At 40.3% G+C, this 16,690-nt stretch carries 21 protein-coding genes; 18 read left to right on the top strand and 3 right to left on the bottom strand.

All coding sequences use genetic code 11. The annotated features are described in order from the left end of the window. The first annotated feature begins 27 nt into the window (after nt 1-27). The 10 genes from glnR (at nt 28) to dnaJ (ending at nt 9,461) form a co-directional block, all read left to right on the top strand. Entirely contained in the window at nt 28-384 is a 357-nt protein-coding gene (gene glnR / locus NMM19_RS02040) for a transcriptional repressor GlnR (RefSeq protein ID WP_000659542.1), read from the top strand. Between the two features lie 35 nt (nt 385-419). Continuing rightward, on the top strand, nt 420-1,766 hold the full coding sequence (gene glnA / locus NMM19_RS02035) for a type I glutamate--ammonia ligase (RefSeq protein ID WP_004251784.1): 1,347 nt from the start codon (nt 420-422) through the stop codon (nt 1,764-1,766). Between the two features lie 119 nt (nt 1,767-1,885). Beyond that, nucleotides 1,886-2,206 (top strand): PadR family transcriptional regulator, encoded by a 321-nt coding sequence (locus NMM19_RS02030; RefSeq protein ID WP_000423982.1) that lies wholly within the window; start codon nt 1,886-1,888, stop codon nt 2,204-2,206. Continuing rightward, nucleotides 2,206-2,781, top strand: a complete 576-nt coding sequence (locus NMM19_RS08360; RefSeq protein WP_178895439.1) for a DUF2812 domain-containing protein — start codon at nt 2,206-2,208, stop codon at nt 2,779-2,781. Before NMM19_RS02030 ends, NMM19_RS08360 begins: the two co-directional genes overlap by 1 nt. Before the next feature lie 21 nt (nt 2,782-2,802). Continuing rightward, on the top strand, nt 2,803-3,315 hold the full coding sequence (locus NMM19_RS02020; protein WP_178895438.1) for a DUF2812 domain-containing protein: 513 nt from the start codon (nt 2,803-2,805) through the stop codon (nt 3,313-3,315). Between the two features lie 160 nt (nt 3,316-3,475). Beyond that, entirely contained in the window at nt 3,476-4,510 is a 1,035-nt protein-coding gene (gene hrcA, locus NMM19_RS02015) for a heat-inducible transcriptional repressor HrcA (protein WP_178895437.1), read from the top strand. Between the two features lie 26 nt (nt 4,511-4,536). Continuing rightward, on the top strand, nt 4,537-5,052 hold the full coding sequence (grpE, locus tag NMM19_RS02010; protein ID WP_004251792.1) for a nucleotide exchange factor GrpE: 516 nt from the start codon (nt 4,537-4,539) through the stop codon (nt 5,050-5,052). Nucleotides 5,053-5,305: 253 nt separating this feature from the next. After that, nucleotides 5,306-7,129 (top strand): molecular chaperone DnaK, encoded by a 1,824-nt coding sequence (dnaK, locus tag NMM19_RS02005; RefSeq protein WP_178895436.1) that lies wholly within the window; start codon nt 5,306-5,308, stop codon nt 7,127-7,129. Nucleotides 7,130-7,309: 180 nt separating this feature from the next. Next, entirely contained in the window at nt 7,310-7,942 is a 633-nt protein-coding gene (locus NMM19_RS02000) for a DJ-1/PfpI family protein (RefSeq protein ID WP_178895435.1), read from the top strand. Nucleotides 7,943-8,324: 382 nt separating this feature from the next. Further along, the gene (gene dnaJ / locus NMM19_RS01995; protein WP_178895434.1) at nt 8,325-9,461 is read left to right on the top strand and encodes a molecular chaperone DnaJ; all 1,137 of its coding nucleotides are present in this window, start codon (nt 8,325-8,327) and stop codon (nt 9,459-9,461) included. A 76-nt stretch (nt 9,462-9,537) separates the two neighbouring features. Here the strand turns inward: dnaJ and NMM19_RS01990 are convergent, their stop codons facing one another. From NMM19_RS01990 to NMM19_RS01980, 3 genes are all read right to left on the bottom strand, one after another. Beyond that, a complete protein-coding gene (locus tag NMM19_RS01990; protein WP_178895433.1) occupies nt 9,538-10,179 on the bottom strand; it encodes a hypothetical protein in 642 nt (213 codons plus the stop codon). A gap of 85 nt (nt 10,180-10,264) precedes the next feature. Continuing rightward, entirely contained in the window at nt 10,265-10,552 is a 288-nt protein-coding gene (locus NMM19_RS01985) for a hypothetical protein (RefSeq protein ID WP_178895432.1), read from the bottom strand. A gap of 9 nt (nt 10,553-10,561) precedes the next feature. Beyond that, the gene (locus NMM19_RS01980) at nt 10,562-10,972 is read right to left on the bottom strand and encodes an HIT family protein (RefSeq protein WP_178895431.1); all 411 of its coding nucleotides are present in this window, start codon (nt 10,970-10,972) and stop codon (nt 10,562-10,564) included. A 67-nt stretch (nt 10,973-11,039) separates the two neighbouring features. Here NMM19_RS01980 and NMM19_RS01975 point away from each other — a divergent pair, with 67 nt between their 5' ends. From NMM19_RS01975 to NMM19_RS01940, 8 genes are all read left to right on the top strand, one after another. Then, nucleotides 11,040-11,771, top strand: a complete 732-nt coding sequence (locus NMM19_RS01975; RefSeq protein WP_178895430.1) for an ABC transporter ATP-binding protein — start codon at nt 11,040-11,042, stop codon at nt 11,769-11,771. Further along, nucleotides 11,768-12,817, top strand: a complete 1,050-nt coding sequence (locus tag NMM19_RS01970) for an ABC transporter permease (protein ID WP_178895429.1) — start codon at nt 11,768-11,770, stop codon at nt 12,815-12,817. The genes NMM19_RS01975 and NMM19_RS01970 overlap by 4 nt, the downstream gene beginning before the upstream one ends. A gap of 47 nt (nt 12,818-12,864) precedes the next feature. Next, nucleotides 12,865-13,659, top strand: coding sequence for a cell cycle regulator CcrZ (ccrZ, locus tag NMM19_RS01965; protein WP_178895428.1), 795 nt, complete (start codon nt 12,865-12,867; stop codon nt 13,657-13,659). Beyond that, nucleotides 13,656-14,291: a tRNA (guanosine(46)-N7)-methyltransferase TrmB gene (gene trmB, locus NMM19_RS01960; protein WP_178895427.1), complete on the top strand. Its 636-nt coding sequence runs from the start codon at nt 13,656-13,658 to the stop codon at nt 14,289-14,291. Before ccrZ ends, trmB begins: the two co-directional genes overlap by 4 nt. Nucleotides 14,292-14,417: 126 nt before the next feature. Next, the gene (gene rimP, locus NMM19_RS01955; protein ID WP_004251813.1) at nt 14,418-14,897 is read left to right on the top strand and encodes a ribosome maturation factor RimP; all 480 of its coding nucleotides are present in this window, start codon (nt 14,418-14,420) and stop codon (nt 14,895-14,897) included. A gap of 41 nt (nt 14,898-14,938) precedes the next feature. Continuing rightward, complete coding sequence (gene nusA, locus NMM19_RS01950) at nt 14,939-16,075, top strand: transcription termination factor NusA (RefSeq protein ID WP_178895426.1); 1,137 nt, start codon at nt 14,939-14,941, stop codon at nt 16,073-16,075. Nucleotides 16,076-16,096: 21 nt separating this feature from the next. Further along, nucleotides 16,097-16,390 carry an RNase P modulator RnpM gene (locus NMM19_RS01945; RefSeq protein ID WP_006144965.1) on the top strand — a complete coding sequence of 98 codons (294 nt, stop codon included), beginning with the start codon at nt 16,097-16,099 and terminating at the stop codon, nt 16,388-16,390. Next, complete coding sequence (locus tag NMM19_RS01940) at nt 16,383-16,682, top strand: YlxQ-related RNA-binding protein (protein ID WP_178895425.1); 300 nt, start codon at nt 16,383-16,385, stop codon at nt 16,680-16,682. The genes NMM19_RS01945 and NMM19_RS01940 overlap by 8 nt, the downstream gene beginning before the upstream one ends. The last annotated feature ends 8 nt before the right edge of the window (nt 16,683-16,690 follow it).

Below are 16,690 nucleotides of genomic sequence, written 5' to 3'. Positions count from 1 at the left end.
AATAGACAGAAAGAAGAGGAAGTGCACATGAAGGAAAAAGAATTTCGTCGCAATATGGCAGTTTTCCCCATTGGTAGTGTTATGAAGCTGACCGATCTTTCGGCGCGTCAAATTCGTTATTATGAAGATCAGGAGTTGATAAAACCTGATCGAAACGAAGGTAACCGCCGGATGTATTCTTTAAATGATATGGATCGGTTACTTGAGATTAAGGACTATATCTCTGAAGGTCTGAACATTGCTGCTATCAAGAAAAAATATGCCGAACGTGAGGCGAAAGCCAAGAAACCAGTTAGTCAAACTGAGGTGCGCCGAGCACTTCGGAATGAAGTTCTTCAACAAAGTCGCTTTGCTTCTCAACAATCACCTTTTGGTCGCGGTTAGGCAACCGCAAGTCGTCATATATAAGGAGAAAAACCATGCCAATCACAGCTGCAGATATTCGTCGTGAAGTTAAGGAAAAAAATGTAACCTTTATTCGTCTTATGTTTTCAGATATTTTGGGAACAATGAAAAACGTCGAAATTCCTGCTACAGATGAACAACTAGACAAGGTCTTGTCAAACAAGGCTATGTTTGATGGATCTTCTATTGAAGGGTTTGTTCGTATCAATGAATCAGATATGTACTTGTACCCTGACCTGGACACATGGACTGTCTTCCCTTGGGGAGATGAGAACGGTAGTGTCGCAGGATTGATCTGTGATGTCTATACAACAGAAGGAGAGCCATTTGCTGGAGATCCTCGAAGCAACCTTAAACGAGCTCTTCATCACATGGAAAAAGTAGGATTCAAATCTTTCAACCTTGGTCCGGAACCAGAATTCTTCCTGTTTAAGCTTGATGAAAATGGAGACCCAACTCTTGAAGTAAATGACAAGGGTGGTTACTTTGATTTGGCGCCTACAGACCTTGCCGATAATACCCGTCGTGAAATTGTAAATGTCTTGACTAAAATGGGATTTGAAGTAGAAGCCAGTCACCATGAAGTTGCTGTAGGTCAACATGAGATTGACTTTAAGTATGATGAAGTTCTTCGTGCTTGTGACAAGATTCAAATCTTTAAACTTGTTGTAAAAACAATTGCGCGTAAACATGGTTTGTATGCAACCTTTATGGCTAAACCTAAATTTGGTATCGCTGGTTCAGGAATGCACTGCAATATGTCCTTGTTTGATGATGAAGGGAACAACGCTTTCTTTGATCCAAATGATCCAAAAGGAATGCAATTGTCAGAAACAGCTTATCACTTCCTTGGTGGTTTGATCAAGCACGCTTACAATTACACAGCTATTATGAACCCGACAGTTAATTCATACAAACGTTTGGTTCCAGGCTACGAAGCACCTGTTTACATCGCTTGGGCTGGTCGTAACCGTTCACCACTTGTCCGCGTTCCTGCTACTCGTGGAATGGGAACACGTTTGGAATTGCGCTCAGTAGACCCAATGGCAAATCCATATATCGCAATGGCTGTTCTTTTGGAAGTTGGTTTGCACGGTATTGAAAACAAAATCGAAGCACCAGCGCCAATCGAAGAAAACATCTATATCATGACTGCAGAAGAGCGCAAAGAGGCTGGTATCACAGACCTTCCATCAACTCTTCACAACGCTTTGAAGGCCATGACAGAAGACGAAGTGGTTAAAGCGGCTCTAGGTGAACACATCTACACTAGCTTCCTTGAAGCCAAACGAATTGAGTGGGCAAGCTATGCAACCTTCGTTTCACAATGGGAAATTGATAACTACCTAGATCTATACTAATGATAAATCAGAAAGATTGTCCGTGAGGACAATCTTTTTTTCTTGCATTTTATATCGAGGTGTGATATATTTTATATAACGAGGTGCGATATATCGAACTGAATAGGAGGTCTGATTAAATGGAATTAACAGATAAGATTAGGCGGGTTTACCTTCCCATGACTGAAACGGGTTTTTATATTCTGTTCTGTCTGCAAAAGGAGAACCATGGTTATGGTATTACACAAAAGGTCAAAGAGATGACAGATTCGCAAGTATCCATTAGTCCTGGAACTATGTATGGAACCCTATCGAAGATGGAAAAAGATGGTTTGGTTTCCTTTGTTCGAGAAGAGGAAAAACGTAAAATCTATCAGATAACAGACTTGGGTCGAAAAGTTTTAGAGATTGAGTTGAAACGTATTGAGCGGCTCTATAGAAACAGTCGGGAGGAGCTTTGATGGAAAAGAAAGTTGTTTATAGAATTGCTACCATTGCGGATTATGATAGAGAGGCTCTCTATCTCGGAGAAATGCATGCTCAGGGCTGGAAACTTAAGGAAGTAAGTTACTCTAACTTAGTAGTTGCGGTTAAGTATACTTTTGAAAAGTGCCAACCGGAGCAGGTGGTTTATCAGTTGGACTTTTATCCTATGAAAAAGTCAGAGAGAGCTTCCTATTTACAACTATTTAAAGATTGTGGGTGGGAGCATATTACAGACTTTAATGGTTTTTCCTACTTTAGAAAGCCTTATTCTGGAGTTGAGTCGGATGCCGAGTTTGAAATTTATAATGACGCGGTCGGGAAGTTAGCAATGGTCAAGAAGATTTTAACAATGCGGATGCTTCCTATTTTGCTTCTCTTTTTAGCGCTACTACCGGTTTTCTCAAAGTTTGTCAGTGGAGGTAGTTCTTTCAGTTGGGGAATGTTTTTGATTGTTATCATAGACTGTACTTTATTGATAGTTTTCGCGATTCAGATTTCTTATATTTTTTGGAGATTGTTTCAAAAGTGGAAAGAATTATCTGATAAATAAAACCATTTTGGAGGTTAGACAATGAATAGCAAAGTACAATTTCGAATGTTTACCATTTTTGATTTGGATAAGGTAGAAGATTATTTGCATGAGATGCATTTGAAAGGTTGGAAATTTAAATCGAATCGTTTTGGCTTTTTCTATTTTGAACAATGCCAACCAGATGATGTGATTTACCGTGTGTGGAATACTAGCTACCTTAGAAAAAATGAGGTAGATTTACAAAGTATTAAGGATAGAGGATGGGAATTTGTGGAAAATTGTTCTTATTCTATTTTTCGAAAAGTAACTTGTGATGTAGATTTAAATGATCAATCTTTCGTGGACAATCGTCTTCAATGGGCTGATGTGAAATCTAGACTTCGTACATCTACAGTTTCTATCTCTGGCGGTCTAGTTATTTGTATGAGCTTGTTTCGCGAAAGTCTCTCTCAATCTTTCTTCCTTATTTTTGCCCTTTATGCCCTCATGATTTCTTACCTAATCTATAGTTTTTACAGACTTAAAAAGAAATATCTTGAGAATGTAAGATGATTTTTTAGGTCCTCAGACTGATTTTTAGCACTCTTGTTAAAAGAGTGCTAATTTTTGAGTTTTTGTCTTGACATTCTTTACTAAGGGTGTATAATAGAATCATAAGTTAGCACTTGGATGTGTCGAGTGCTAAAAAGATCTATCAGAGAGGAGTAGCGAGATGGTTACAGAACGTCAGCAGAATATTTTAAATCTGATTATTGACATCTTTACCAAAACGCACGAACCTGTTGGATCTAAGGCCTTGCAAGAGTCTATCAACTCTAGTAGTGCTACCATTCGAAATGATATGGCAGTTTTAGAAAAGCAAGGTTTACTTGAAAAGGCTCATACTTCCAGTGGTCGTATGCCGAGTGTGGCTGGTTTTCAATACTATGTCAAACACTCCCTATCCTTTGACCGTTTAGCTGAAAATCAAGTTTATGAGATTGTAAAAGCCTTTGATCAAGAATTCTTCAAGCTTGAGGATATTCTTCAAGAGGCAACGAAAATCTTGTCAGACTTGAGTGGTTGTACGGTTGTAGCGCTGGATGTTGAACCAAGTAGGCAGAAGCTAACAGCTTTTGATATTGTTGTCCTCGGGCAACATACAGCTCTTGCTGTTTTTACGCTTGATGAGTCTAGAACAGTTACCAGTCAGTTTTTGATTCCGAGAAATTTCTTGCAGGAGGATTTAAATCGCCTCAAGACCATGATTCAAGAACGTTTCCTGGATCAGACTGTTTTGGATATTCACTACAAGATTCGGACAGAGATTCCGCAAATTATCCAACGTTACTTCACAACAACGGATAACGTTATGGATCTTATTGAGCATATCTTCAAAGAAATGTTCAATGAAAATATCGTGGTTTCTGGCAAAGTCAATCTTTTGAATTTCGCTAATTTAGCGGCCTATCAATTTTTTGATCAGCCACAAAAGGTAGCTTTGGAAATTCGAGAGAATCTGATTGGCGACCAGATGCAAAGTGTCCGAGTTGCGGATAGCCAAGAATCTTGTCTTGCTGACTTAGCAGTAATTAGCAGTAAGTTCCTGATTCCCTATCGTGGGTTTGGAATCCTTGCGATTATTGGTCCAGTTAATCTGGATTATCAACAATTGGTCAATCAACTCAACGTTGTCAATCGAGTTTTGACCATGAAGTTGACGGATTTTTACCGCTATCTCAGCAGCAATCACTATGAAGTGAATTAAGATTGAAATCATTAAAGGAGGCGAAAATGGCCCAAGATATAAAAAATAAAGAAGTAAAAGAAGAGGAAGTTGTGGAAACAGCTGAAGAAACAACTCCCGAGAAGTTGGAATTGGACTTGGCTAATGAACGTGCCGAGGAGTTTGAAAACAAATATCTTCGTGCCCACGCAGAAATGCAAAACATTCAGCGTCGTGCCAATGAAGAGCGTCAACTCTTGCAACGCTATCGCAGCCAAGATTTGGCAAAAGCAATTTTGCCATCGCTTGATAACCTTGAACGCGCTCTTGCCGTTGAAGGCTTGACAGATGATGTGAAGAAGGGCTTGGAAATGGTCCAAGAAAGTTTGATTCATGCTCTGAAAGAAGAAGGAATCGAGGAAATCGCAGCTGATGGAGAGTTTGACCATAACTACCATATGGCTATTCAAACAGTCCCAGCTGATGATGAGCATCCAGCTGACACCATCGCACAAGTCTTTCAAAAAGGCTACAAACTCCATGACCGCATCCTAAGACCGGCTATGGTAGTTGTCTACAACTAGTCTAGAGAACTTAAAAACCTTGTCCGAAACGACAGAAAACTATGAAGAAAGATAAAAAATTATTCAGCTTTGCAATAGTGAGCGAAGCGAACCATTGGCGATACTCTTCGCCGTGGCGCTATTTGCGCAAACTTTGAGACCTTAGGCTCAAAGTTTAGTCAAAGAGATTAACGAAGTTAAGCTCTGACGGCGCCGCCACCTAAGGAGAGTATCAAAAAGAAAAATAGAATATAAAATTTAAGGAGAAAAACATATGTCTAAAATTATTGGTATTGACTTAGGTACAACAAACTCAGCAGTGGCAGTTCTTGAAGGAACTGAATCAAAAATCATCGCAAACCCAGAAGGAAACCGTACAACTCCATCTGTAGTGTCATTCAAAAACGGTGAAATCATCGTTGGTGACGCTGCAAAACGTCAAGCAGTTACAAACCCAGATACAGTTATCTCTATCAAATCTAAGATGGGTACTTCTGAAAAAGTTTCTGCTAACGGCAAAGAATACACTCCACAAGAAATCTCAGCGATGATCCTTCAATATTTGAAAGGTTATGCGGAAGAATACCTTGGTGAAAAAGTAACCAAGGCTGTTATCACAGTTCCAGCTTACTTTAACGATGCTCAACGTCAAGCAACTAAAGACGCTGGTAAAATCGCTGGCCTTGAAGTAGAACGTATCGTCAACGAACCAACTGCAGCAGCTCTTGCTTACGGTTTGGACAAGACTGACAAAGAAGAAAAAATCTTGGTATTCGACCTTGGTGGTGGTACATTTGACGTATCTATCCTCGAACTCGGTGATGGTGTCTTTGATGTATTGGCAACTGCGGGGGATAACAAACTCGGTGGTGATGACTTTGACCAAAAAATCATCGACTACTTAGTAGCAGAATTCAAGAAAGAAAATGGTATCGACTTGTCAAACGACAAGATGGCTCTTCAACGTTTGAAAGATGCAGCAGAAAAAGCTAAGAAAGACCTTTCTGGAGTGACTTCAACTCAAATCAGCTTGCCATTTATTACTGCTGGTGAGGCTGGACCTCTTCACTTGGAAATGACTTTGACTCGTGCTAAATTCGACGATTTGACTCGTGACCTTGTAGAACGTACAAAAGTTCCAGTTCGTCAAGCCCTTTCAGATGCAGGTTTGAGCTTGTCAGATATTGACGAAGTCATCCTTGTCGGTGGTTCAACTCGTATCCCTGCCGTTGTTGAAGCTGTTAAAGCTGAAACTGGTAAAGAACCAAACAAATCAGTGAATCCTGACGAAGTAGTTGCAATGGGTGCTGCCATCCAAGGTGGTGTGATCACTGGTGATGTGAAAGACGTTGTCCTTCTTGACGTAACGCCATTGTCACTTGGTATCGAAACAATGGGTGGAGTCTTCACAAAACTCATCGACCGCAACACAACAATTCCAACATCTAAATCACAAGTCTTCTCAACTGCAGCAGACAACCAACCAGCCGTTGATATCCACGTTCTTCAAGGGGAACGCCCAATGGCAGCAGATAACAAGACTCTTGGACGTTTCCAATTGACAGATATCCCAGCTGCACCTCGTGGTATTCCACAAATCGAAGTAACATTTGACATCGATAAGAACGGTATCGTATCTGTTAAAGCCAAAGATCTTGGAACTCAAAAAGAACAAACAATCGTTATCCAATCTAACTCAGGTTTGACGGACGAAGAAATTGACCGCATGATGAAAGATGCAGAAGCAAACGCTGAAGCAGATAAGAAACGTAAAGAAGAAGTTGACCTTCGTAACGAAGTAGACCAAGCTATCTTTGCGACTGAAAAGACAATCAAAGAAACTGAAGGTAAAGGCTTTGATGCAGAACGTGATGCTGCACAAGCTGCCCTTGATGATCTTAAGAAAGCTCAAGAAGACAACAACTTGGACGAAATGAAAGCAAAACTTGAAGCATTGAACGAAAAAGCTCAAGGACTTGCTGTTAAACTCTACGAACAAGCCGCAGCAGCGCAACAAGCTCAAGCAGGAGCAGAAGGTGCACAAGCAACAGGAAACGCAGGCGATGACGTCGTAGACGGAGAGTTTACGGAAAAGTAAAACAATCCAGTGGATTGTTTTAGCGGAACCTCCTGAAATAAAGAAAGGTTCCGAGATTTTAGGATTCCTTTAATCCGAAACTCAATTCAGCATTACTAGTTTTTAAACTAGTAAGTATAAGAAGAAATCCAGAGGTTGCAACCCAGCCTCTGTTTTTCGGTAAAATAGAGGATGTTGCGTATGAAAAAAGTACTTTGTATCATTTATCCTAATTTTTCTCTCTATGAGATAACCGCTTTAACAAGTACTTTAGCTCTGTCTTTTGACGTCATGATTGATTATGCCGCTTCAGATCATTCGATGGTGGTCTCTGAGGATGGCTTGCCCTGTCAACCAACTAAAACACTAGATCAAATCTGTATAGAAGAGTATTCTTGCGTGATTTTGCCAGGAATGGTCAATATAGGCCCTGCCCTACAGGATGAGAAATTGATTTCGTTCTTGAGGGATCTTGGTGAGCAAGATATCCTCATTGCAGCCATTTCTTCAGCGCCTCTTTTATTAGCGAAAGCAGGTCTGTTGAAGGACACGAAATTTACAGGTGGAATTTGGCAAAACTTCTTTGACTATTTTGAATTTCTTCCACGTGAAAATTTCCAACCGAAAGTTCTTGTGCAAGATAAACAGATCATTACGGCTATCGGTTTTGCCCATCAAGAGTTTGCAAGAAAAGTGATTCTAAGTTTAGGCTTGGCAGCTAATACGGACAACTATTTTAAAGAACGAAACGACTACTCAGAAGAGGATTTGATATTTACTCTATCAGACCAAGAGTTTGATCAAGTGAAGCGAAGTATAGAAAACAGCCTCTGAAGATTTACATAAAAATTATAGAAAGGAACAAAGAGTGTTCGGGGAATTGAACCCGTGCTCTAAAGTTTCTTACTCAATATGAAAGAAAGGAACTGAACCCGACCTAAATCGTGGTTTGATTCACAACATCAATAGAAAGGAACAAAGAGTGTTCGGGGAATTGAAGCCGAGCTCTAAAGTTTCTTACTCAATATGAAAGAAAGGAATTGAACCCGACCTACATCGTGGTTTGATTTACAACATCAATAGAAAGGAACAAAGAGCGTTCGGGGAATTGAACTCGAGCGGAAAGCTTGGAAATTAGATAAACCACCTAAGAAATCAGGATTTCTTGTCGGTTTCCTAAATTTCAGTCGCTTTCTGTTCGCTCTTAGTATCTTGTATGAACAATACTGAATTTTATGACCGTTTGGGCGTTTCAAAGAATGCATCTCAGGATGAAATCAAGAAAGCCTATCGGAAATTATCTAAAAAATATCACCCAGATATCAACAAGGAGCCTGGTGCTGAGGACAAGTACAAGGAAGTTCAAGAAGCTTATGAGACCTTAAGTGACGAACAAAAACGTGCTGCTTACGACCAATATGGTGCTGCTGGTGCCAATGGTGGCTTTGGTGGTGCAGGCGGTTTCGGTGGCTTCGATGGTGCAGGAGGCTTTGGTGGCTTTGAAGATATCTTCTCAAGTTTTTTCGGCGGAGGCGGTTCTTCTCGCAATCCAAACGCACCTCGTCAAGGGGATGACCTCCAATATCGCGTCAATTTGACTTTTGAAGAAGCCATCTTTGGTACTGAAAAAGAAGTCAAATACAATCGTGAAGCTAGCTGTCGTACTTGTAACGGATCTGGTGCTAAGCCTGGAACAAGTCCAGTTACTTGTGGACGCTGTCACGGTTCTGGTGTTATCAACGTCGATACTCAAACACCGCTTGGTATGATGCGTCGCCAAGTAACCTGTGATGTCTGTCATGGTCGTGGAAAAGAAATCAAAGATCCATGTACAACTTGTCATGGAACAGGTCATGAAAAACAAGCCCACAGTGTCCATGTAAAAATTCCAGCAGGTGTCGAAACTGGTCAACAAATTCGTCTAGCTGGTCAAGGGGAGGCTGGATTTAACGGCGGACCATACGGTGACTTGTATGTTGTTGTTAATGTTGAGCCGAGCGACAAATTTGAACGTGAAGGAACAACTATTTTCTACAAGTTAAACCTCAATATCGTCCAAGCAACTCTTGGTGATACTGTAGATATCCCAACTGTTCACGGTGATGTTGAATTAGTGATTCCAGAGGGAACTCAAACCGGTAAACGATTCCGCCTACGTGGTAAGGGAGCTCCGAGCCTACGTGGTGGTGCTGTTGGTGACCAATATGTCACTGTTAATGTCGTGACTCCAACAGGCTTGAACGAACGTCAAAAAGCAGCCTTGAAAGAATTCGCAGCTGCAGGTGATTTGAAAGTTAATCCAAAGAAAAAAGGCTTCTTTGACCATATTAAGGATGCCTTCGAAGGTGAATAAAACAAAAGAGCCGATTGGCTCTTTTTGTGTTATCTTGAAAAATTTAGCTTCAGAAAATCATTTTCCAGTTAGTCTACTATTTATACTTTTGAATGAGCAAGCCGGCTTTATCCATTTCCTGGATGAGTTGCTTGAGTTCTGATTCTTTGCCGGGTTTCACAGTTACGGTATCAATGTGCTTAATCGCCGAATTATCCTGGATATCCACCAAGGTCAAAGCTTTTTCATAGAATGCGATTCCCTTTTTCATGCTTTCCGAATCCTTCAAAGTTAGAATTGTGTAAGAAGAATGTGATTTCTTTCCGTTTTCTCGGAAATATTTCTCGCCTTCCTCCTCTAAAAACTGGAATAAACCATGATTAAACAAATTATCTTCTACTTTTCTATAGGAAATATCACCTGCCTGTAGGACATAGACTTTGAGTCGGTTTTTAGTGAGGTTTGGACTTTCTTTCAGGACAGGGTGGCTATTGATAACCTCATCTGAAAAAGTCACATAAAAATCCAAGCCTCCCCCCTCGTATTGATAGTGTCCGTTTGATTCAACTTTCTCAGGAGGCAGGTCAAGGGAGATAAAGATTTGTTTTAAGGTTTCATTTCCTTCTCGAATGTCACTTGATGAGGCCTTGAAAAGATTGGCCACAAGTAGAAAAGCTAGGGTTACAAAAAGACAGAAGCAACCAGAAATAATCAAGATGACTTTTAAAAACTGTTTCATGTTTAGTCCCTCCCTTTTCTATTAGGAGCTGGTAATCCAAGATGGATTTAAGGGGATATGAGGAAAGTTGGATGCTTTCCTTTCTTTAGTTTTCTTCAGTTTCTCGTAGTTCTTTTATCACAGCAAGTCTTGCTTGGAGGTCTTTTTCTAAGACTTTAAATTTATAGGTTAGGTCTTCTTGGTATTCCTTGATGACTTCTTTTTGTTGATTGATAATTTGTAAGCTATTTTGGATAACATCTAAATCACCTTTGATTGCTTCAACTCGATCAGTAGTATCTAAAACATCTTCAGTGATAACTTCACGATTTTTAACGAGGAGGTAAGATCCGACTGCTGATCCAGCAAAAAGTAGTAAATTTGATAGTTTCATAGGAACTCCTTAAGCGTTTTTGATCGTTTCAGCGACTTGGGCAAGTTTGTCAAAGTCAGGTTCATGGGCAACAAAGTCAATTTTTAGGTCATCCTCGGCACCATAACGAGGAACTAGATGGACATGGGTATGGAAAACGGTTTGTCCAGCTACCTTTTCGCAGTTGGCGATGATATTCATGCCTTCAGCTTGGGTAGCTTTCATAACCTTTTGAGAAATGACTGGAATCTTTGCAAAGAGTTGGCTAGAGCTCGTCGAATCCATTTCTAAAAGGTTGCGATAGTGTTCTTTAGGTACGACCAAGGTATGACCAGGTGTTACTTGAGAAATATCAAGAAAGGCAAGGACTTGCTCATCCTCATAAACCTTGGCTGCAGGGATTTCTCCTGCGATAATCTTACAAAAAATACAATCTGACATAAAATCTACCTCTACTGTATTGAATTTTGATATAATATAGCTACATTATACCAGATTTGGAGAAAATATGTTAGAAATTAAAAATCTGACAGGTGGCTACGTTCATGTCCCTGTCTTGAAAGATGTGTCTTTTACAGTTGAAAGTGGGCAGTTGGTCGGTTTGATCGGTCTCAATGGTGCTGGGAAATCGACGACCATCAATGAGATTATTGGACTTTTGACACCTTATAGTGGAGAAATATTCATCGACGGGCTAACCTTAGGTGCTAATCCTCGTGAATATCGTCAGCAGATTGGTTATATTCCTGAAACTCCTAGCTTGTATGAAGAATTGACTCTCAAAGAGCATATTGAGACAGTTGCTATGGCCTATGGTATCGAGCAAAATCTAGCTTTTGAACGTGTAGAGCCGCTTTTAAAAGTGTTCCGTTTGGATCAAAAATTGGATTGGTTTCCAGTTCATTTTTCCAAAGGGATGAAGCAAAAGGTTATGATTATCTGTGCCTTTGTCGTGGATCCTAGTCTCTTTATCGTAGACGAACCTTTCCTTGGTCTTGATCCTTTGGCGATTTCAGATTTGATTCAACTTTTAGAAGCGGAAAAGAAAAAAGGAAAGTCTATCCTTATGAGTACCCACGTTCTTGATTCTGCTGAAAAGATGTGTGACTCTTTTGTCATTCTTCACAAAGGTCAAGTAAGAGCCAAAGGAAATCTCCAACAGCTCCGAGAAGCCTTTGATATGCCAGAAGCAAGCCTCAATGATATCTATTTGGCTCTGACCAAAGAGGAGGAGTTATGAAGGACTTGTTTTTAAAACGAAAGCAGGAATTTCGCAAGGAATGCTTGGGCTATCTCCGTTATGTGCTCAATGACCATTTTGTCTTATTTTTGTTGGTGTTGTTAGGATTTTTGGCCTACCAGTACAACCAGTTGCTCCAACACTTTCCTGAGAATCATTTCCCAATCCTAATTTTGATTGGGATGATATCTATTTTACTTTTGCTTTGGGGTGGTATTGCGACCTATCTAGAAGTGCCTGACAAACTATTTCTTTTAGTTGCTGAAGAAGAAGTGAGAGAACACATCCAGAAGCAGAGTCTGATTTCTTTCATCTTTTGGGTCAGTGTACAGACTCTCTTTTTGCTCCTGTTTGCGCCTTTATTCTTAGCCATGGGTCTTGGTTTGCCGTTTTTTGGAGTCTATCTCCTTGTCTTGGGGATAGTAAAATATGTGATTTTTCGCCAAAAGTCTAGCAACTTTTTCCTTGGAAATGGACTTGACTGGGATTTTGCCATTGCCCAGGAAAGCAAACGCAAGCAGTTCTTGCTTCGGTTTTTTGCCCTCTTTACCCAGGTTAAGGGAATTTCAAACAGTGTTAAACGTCGAGCTTACCTGGACTTTATCCTCAAGGGCGTTCAGAAAGTACCAGGGAAAATCTGGCAGAATCTTTATCTCCGCTCCTATCTTAGAAATGGAGATTTATTCGCCCTTAGTCTGCGACTCATAATCCTATCTTTGACCGCTCTCATCTTCATTGAGCAATCTTGGATTGCGGTAGCAATTGTAATTTTATTCAATTATCTTTTGTTATTCCAGCTTCTAGCCCTCTATCATGCCTTTGACTATCAATATTTAACGCAATTATTCCCAGTAGGTAAGGGGCAAAAAGAGAAAGGCTTGAAGGAAATCTTGAGAGCGATTGGGATCTTTGCCTTAGCCTTGGAAAGTCTTTTAGGATTGCTTGTTTTCAAGGACAAAATTCTAGTTTTAGTCCTTGTGGGAGCAGGCCTTGTATTGCAATATCTTTATTTGCCATATCAACTGAGAAGATTGGTTGACGAATAGCATAAAAATTAGTAGAATAATAAGGAAACTTTATTCGGAGGAAAAAAATGGACTTGGGTGATATTGAGCTAACGCTAACCCCGATATCTGGGAAGAGTGGAAAAGCTTATATGGGGAGTTATCCTGATGGAAAACGTGTTTTTATAAAAATGAATACTTCTCCAATCCTGCCTGGTTTAGCTAGAGAGCAAATTGCGCCGCAATTACTCTGGAGCCGTCGTTTGCCAGACGGTCGTGATATGTCTGCTCAGGAATGGTTGACAGGGAACATTTTGACGCCAGGAGATATGAACCGTAAACAAATTATCGATATTTTGACCCGTTTACACCGTTCACGTCCCTTAATGACCCAGTTGACACGCTTGGGGTATGCATTAGAAACGCCTTCGGATTTGCTTCAATCATGGGTAAATAAGGCTCCTGATGCGTTGAAAAATAACCAGTATCTACGTATGGTTCTAGGTGACTTGCGTGAGAACCTTCCTGGGTTTAGGGAAGATTATGCAACCATAGTTCATGGGGATGTTCGTCACAGCAATTGGTTTGAGACAGAGAGCGGCTTGATTTACTTGGTAGACTGGGATTCTGTTCGCTTGACTGATCGTATGTTTGATGTGGCCTATCTACTCTGTCACTATATTCCAGAGTTTCAATGGCAAGAGTGGCTGACTAATTATGGCTACAAGTACAATCAAACAGTTTTGAATAAGTTATATTGGTATGCTCAACTGTCCTTTTTGAGCCTAATTACCAAATACTATGAAAATCAAGATTTGGATAATGTAAATCGGGAGATTTATGCTTTGCGTAGCTTCCGAGATAAGTATGGAAAGAAAAAATGAGAGTTAGAAATCGTAAAGGTGCAACAGAACTGTTAGAGGCTAATCCGCAGTACGTTGTTTTAAATCCCGCAGAAGCTAAAGGTAAGTGGCGAGATTTGTTTGGTAATGACAATCCAATCCATGTAGAGGTTGGTAGTGGCAAAGGAGCTTTCGTAACAGGAATGGCCAAACAAAATCCTGGTATCAACTATATCGGGATTGATATTCAGAAGTCTGTATTAAGCTATGCCTTAGACAAGGTCTTAGAAGTTGGAGTTCCCAATATCAAACTTCTATGGGTTGATGGTTCAGAATTGACCAATTATTTTGAAGATGGCGAAATCGACCGCTTGTATTTGAATTTCTCGGATCCATGGCCTAAAAAACGTCATGAGAAACGTCGTTTGACCTACAAGAGCTTCTTGGATACCTTTAAGCGAATCTTGCCTGAACATGGTGAAATTCATTTCAAGACAGATAATCGTGGCTTGTTTGAATATAGTTTAGTGAGCTTTTCACAATATGGTATGAAGCTAAATGCTGTTTGGCTTGATTTACATGCCAGCGACTTTGAAGGAAATGTCATGACTGAGTATGAGCAAAAGTTCTCAAGTAAGGGGCAAGTTATCTACCGAGTTGAGGCAGAATTTTAAGAAAAAGCTTGAATCCAAGCTATTTGGGTGCTTATGCTTTACATTAGTACATAAAAGTGCTATACTATTAGCAAGAATATAAGAAAGAGAGGCGGGGAGATATCTTCGCCTCTTGCTTATGAGGAGGTGGACGCAATCGCAACGATCGTTGAATTAGTCAGAGAAGTCGTAGAACCTGTCATTGAAGCTCCTTTTGAACTCGTAGATATCGAGTATGGAAAAATTGGTAGTGACATGATTCTTAGTATTTTTGTAGACAAGCCTGAAGGAATCACCTTGAATGATACAGCAGACTTGACTGAAATTATCAGTCCTGTCCTAGACACTATCAAGCCGGATCCCTTCCCAGAACAATATTTCCTAGAAATTACCAGTCCAGGATTGGAGCGTCCTTTGAAAACCAAGGAAGCAGTCGCTGGAGCGGTCGGGAAATACATCCATGTCGGGCTCTATCAAGCCATCGACAAGCAAAAGGTTTTTGAAGGAACCTTGTTGTCCTTTGAAGAGGACGAGTTGACTATGGAATATATGGATAAAACGCGCAAGAAAACAGTCCAAATTCCATATAACTTGGTATCAAAAGCACGTTTAGCAGTAAAATTATAGAAAGAAAGGATAGCTTTTGAGAATTCAAAAGTAAAAAGAACATGAGTAAAGAAATGCTAGAGGCCTTCCGCATTTTGGAAGAAGACAAGGGAATCAAGAAAGAAGATATCATCGACGCAGTAGTAGAATCACTTCGTTCTGCTTATCGTAGACGCTATGGTCAATCAGATAGCGTAGCTATCGACTTCAACGAAAAAACAGGTGACTTTACAGTCTACACTGTCCGTGAAGTTGTTGATGAAGTATTTGATAGCCGTTTGGAAATTAGCTTGAAAGATGCCCTTGCCATTAATTCAGCCTATGAGCTTGGTGATAAAATCAAATTTGAAGAAGCACCAGGAGAGTTTGGTCGTGTAGCAGCCCAATCTGCTAAACAAACCATCATGGAGAAAATGCGTAAGCAAACACGTGCCATTACCTACAATACTTACAAAGAGCATGAACAAGAAATCATGTCAGGTACAGTTGAACGTTTTGACAACCGCTTCATTTACGTCAACCTTGGAAGCATCGAAGCTCAATTGTCAAAACAAGACCAAATTCCTGGAGAAGTCTTTGCTTCCCACGATCGTATTGAAGTTTATGTCTACAAAGTGGAAGACAACCCTCGTGGAGTTAACGTCTTTGTAAGTCGTAGCCATCCAGAAATGATAAAACGTTTGATGGAACAAGAAATTCCTGAAGTTTACGACGGAACTGTTGAAATCATGAGCGTAGCCCGTGAAGCAGGTGATCGTACGAAAGTTGCGGTTCGTAGCCACAATCCTAACGTTGATGCTATCGGAACAATCGTTGGACGTGGTGGTGCAAACATTAAGAAAATCACTAGCAAATTCCACCCAGCTCGCTACGATGCTAAGAGTGACCGCATGGTACCAGTAGAAGAAAACATTGACGTTATCGAATGGGTAGCAGATCCAGCTGAATTTATCTACAATGCCATTGCTCCTGCCGAAGTTGACCAAGTTATCTTTGATGAAAATGATAGCAAGCGTGCCTTGGTTGTTGTACCAGATAATAAACTTTCTCTTGCAATCGGTCGTCGTGGACAAAACGTTCGCTTGGCAGCTCACTTGACTGGATACCGTATCGATATCAAGTCTGCAAGTGAATTTGAAGCTATGGAAGAAGCAGGTCAAGTTGATTTCGCTGACACAGAAGAATTGACAGAAGAATAAAAGCTGCAAGAGGAGGGGAAGATGAAAACAAGAAAAATCCCTTTGCGCAAGTCTGTTGTTTCCAACGAAGTAATTGATAAGCGAGATTTACTCCGTATTGTCAAGAACAAAGAAGGAGAGGTCTTTATCGACCCGACAGGCAAGGCTAATGGCCGTGGCGCTTATATCAAGCTAGACAATGCAGAAGCCCTAGAGGCTAAAAAGAAAAAAGTCTTTAACCGTAGCTTTAACATGGAAGTTGAAGAAAGTTTTTATGACGAGTTGATTGCTTATGTTGATCACAAAGTGAAAAGAAGAGAGTTAGGACTTGAATAAACAAAAAGTAAGTAATCTCTTGGGACTTGCTCAACGAGCAGGGAAAATTATCTCGGGTGAAGAAATGGTTGTCAAAGCCATTCAGGAACAGAAAGCCAAGCTGGTATTTCTAGCGCATGATGCTGCCCCCAACCTGACCAAGAAGATTCAAGATAAAAGTCACTATTATCAAGTAGAAGTTGTAACCGTGTTTTCAACACTGGAATTAAGCATAGCAGTTGGGAAATCAAGAAAGGTTTTAGCTGTGACAGATGCTGGATTTACAAAGAAAATGAGGTCTCTTATGGAATAGAAGAGGAG

Source organism: Streptococcus sp. CF8_St5-17, assembly GCF_024295665.1.
In the GTDB taxonomy this organism is placed as follows: domain Bacteria; phylum Bacillota; class Bacilli; order Lactobacillales; family Streptococcaceae; genus Streptococcus.
This window is presented reverse-complemented; position numbering and strand designations above follow the sequence as displayed.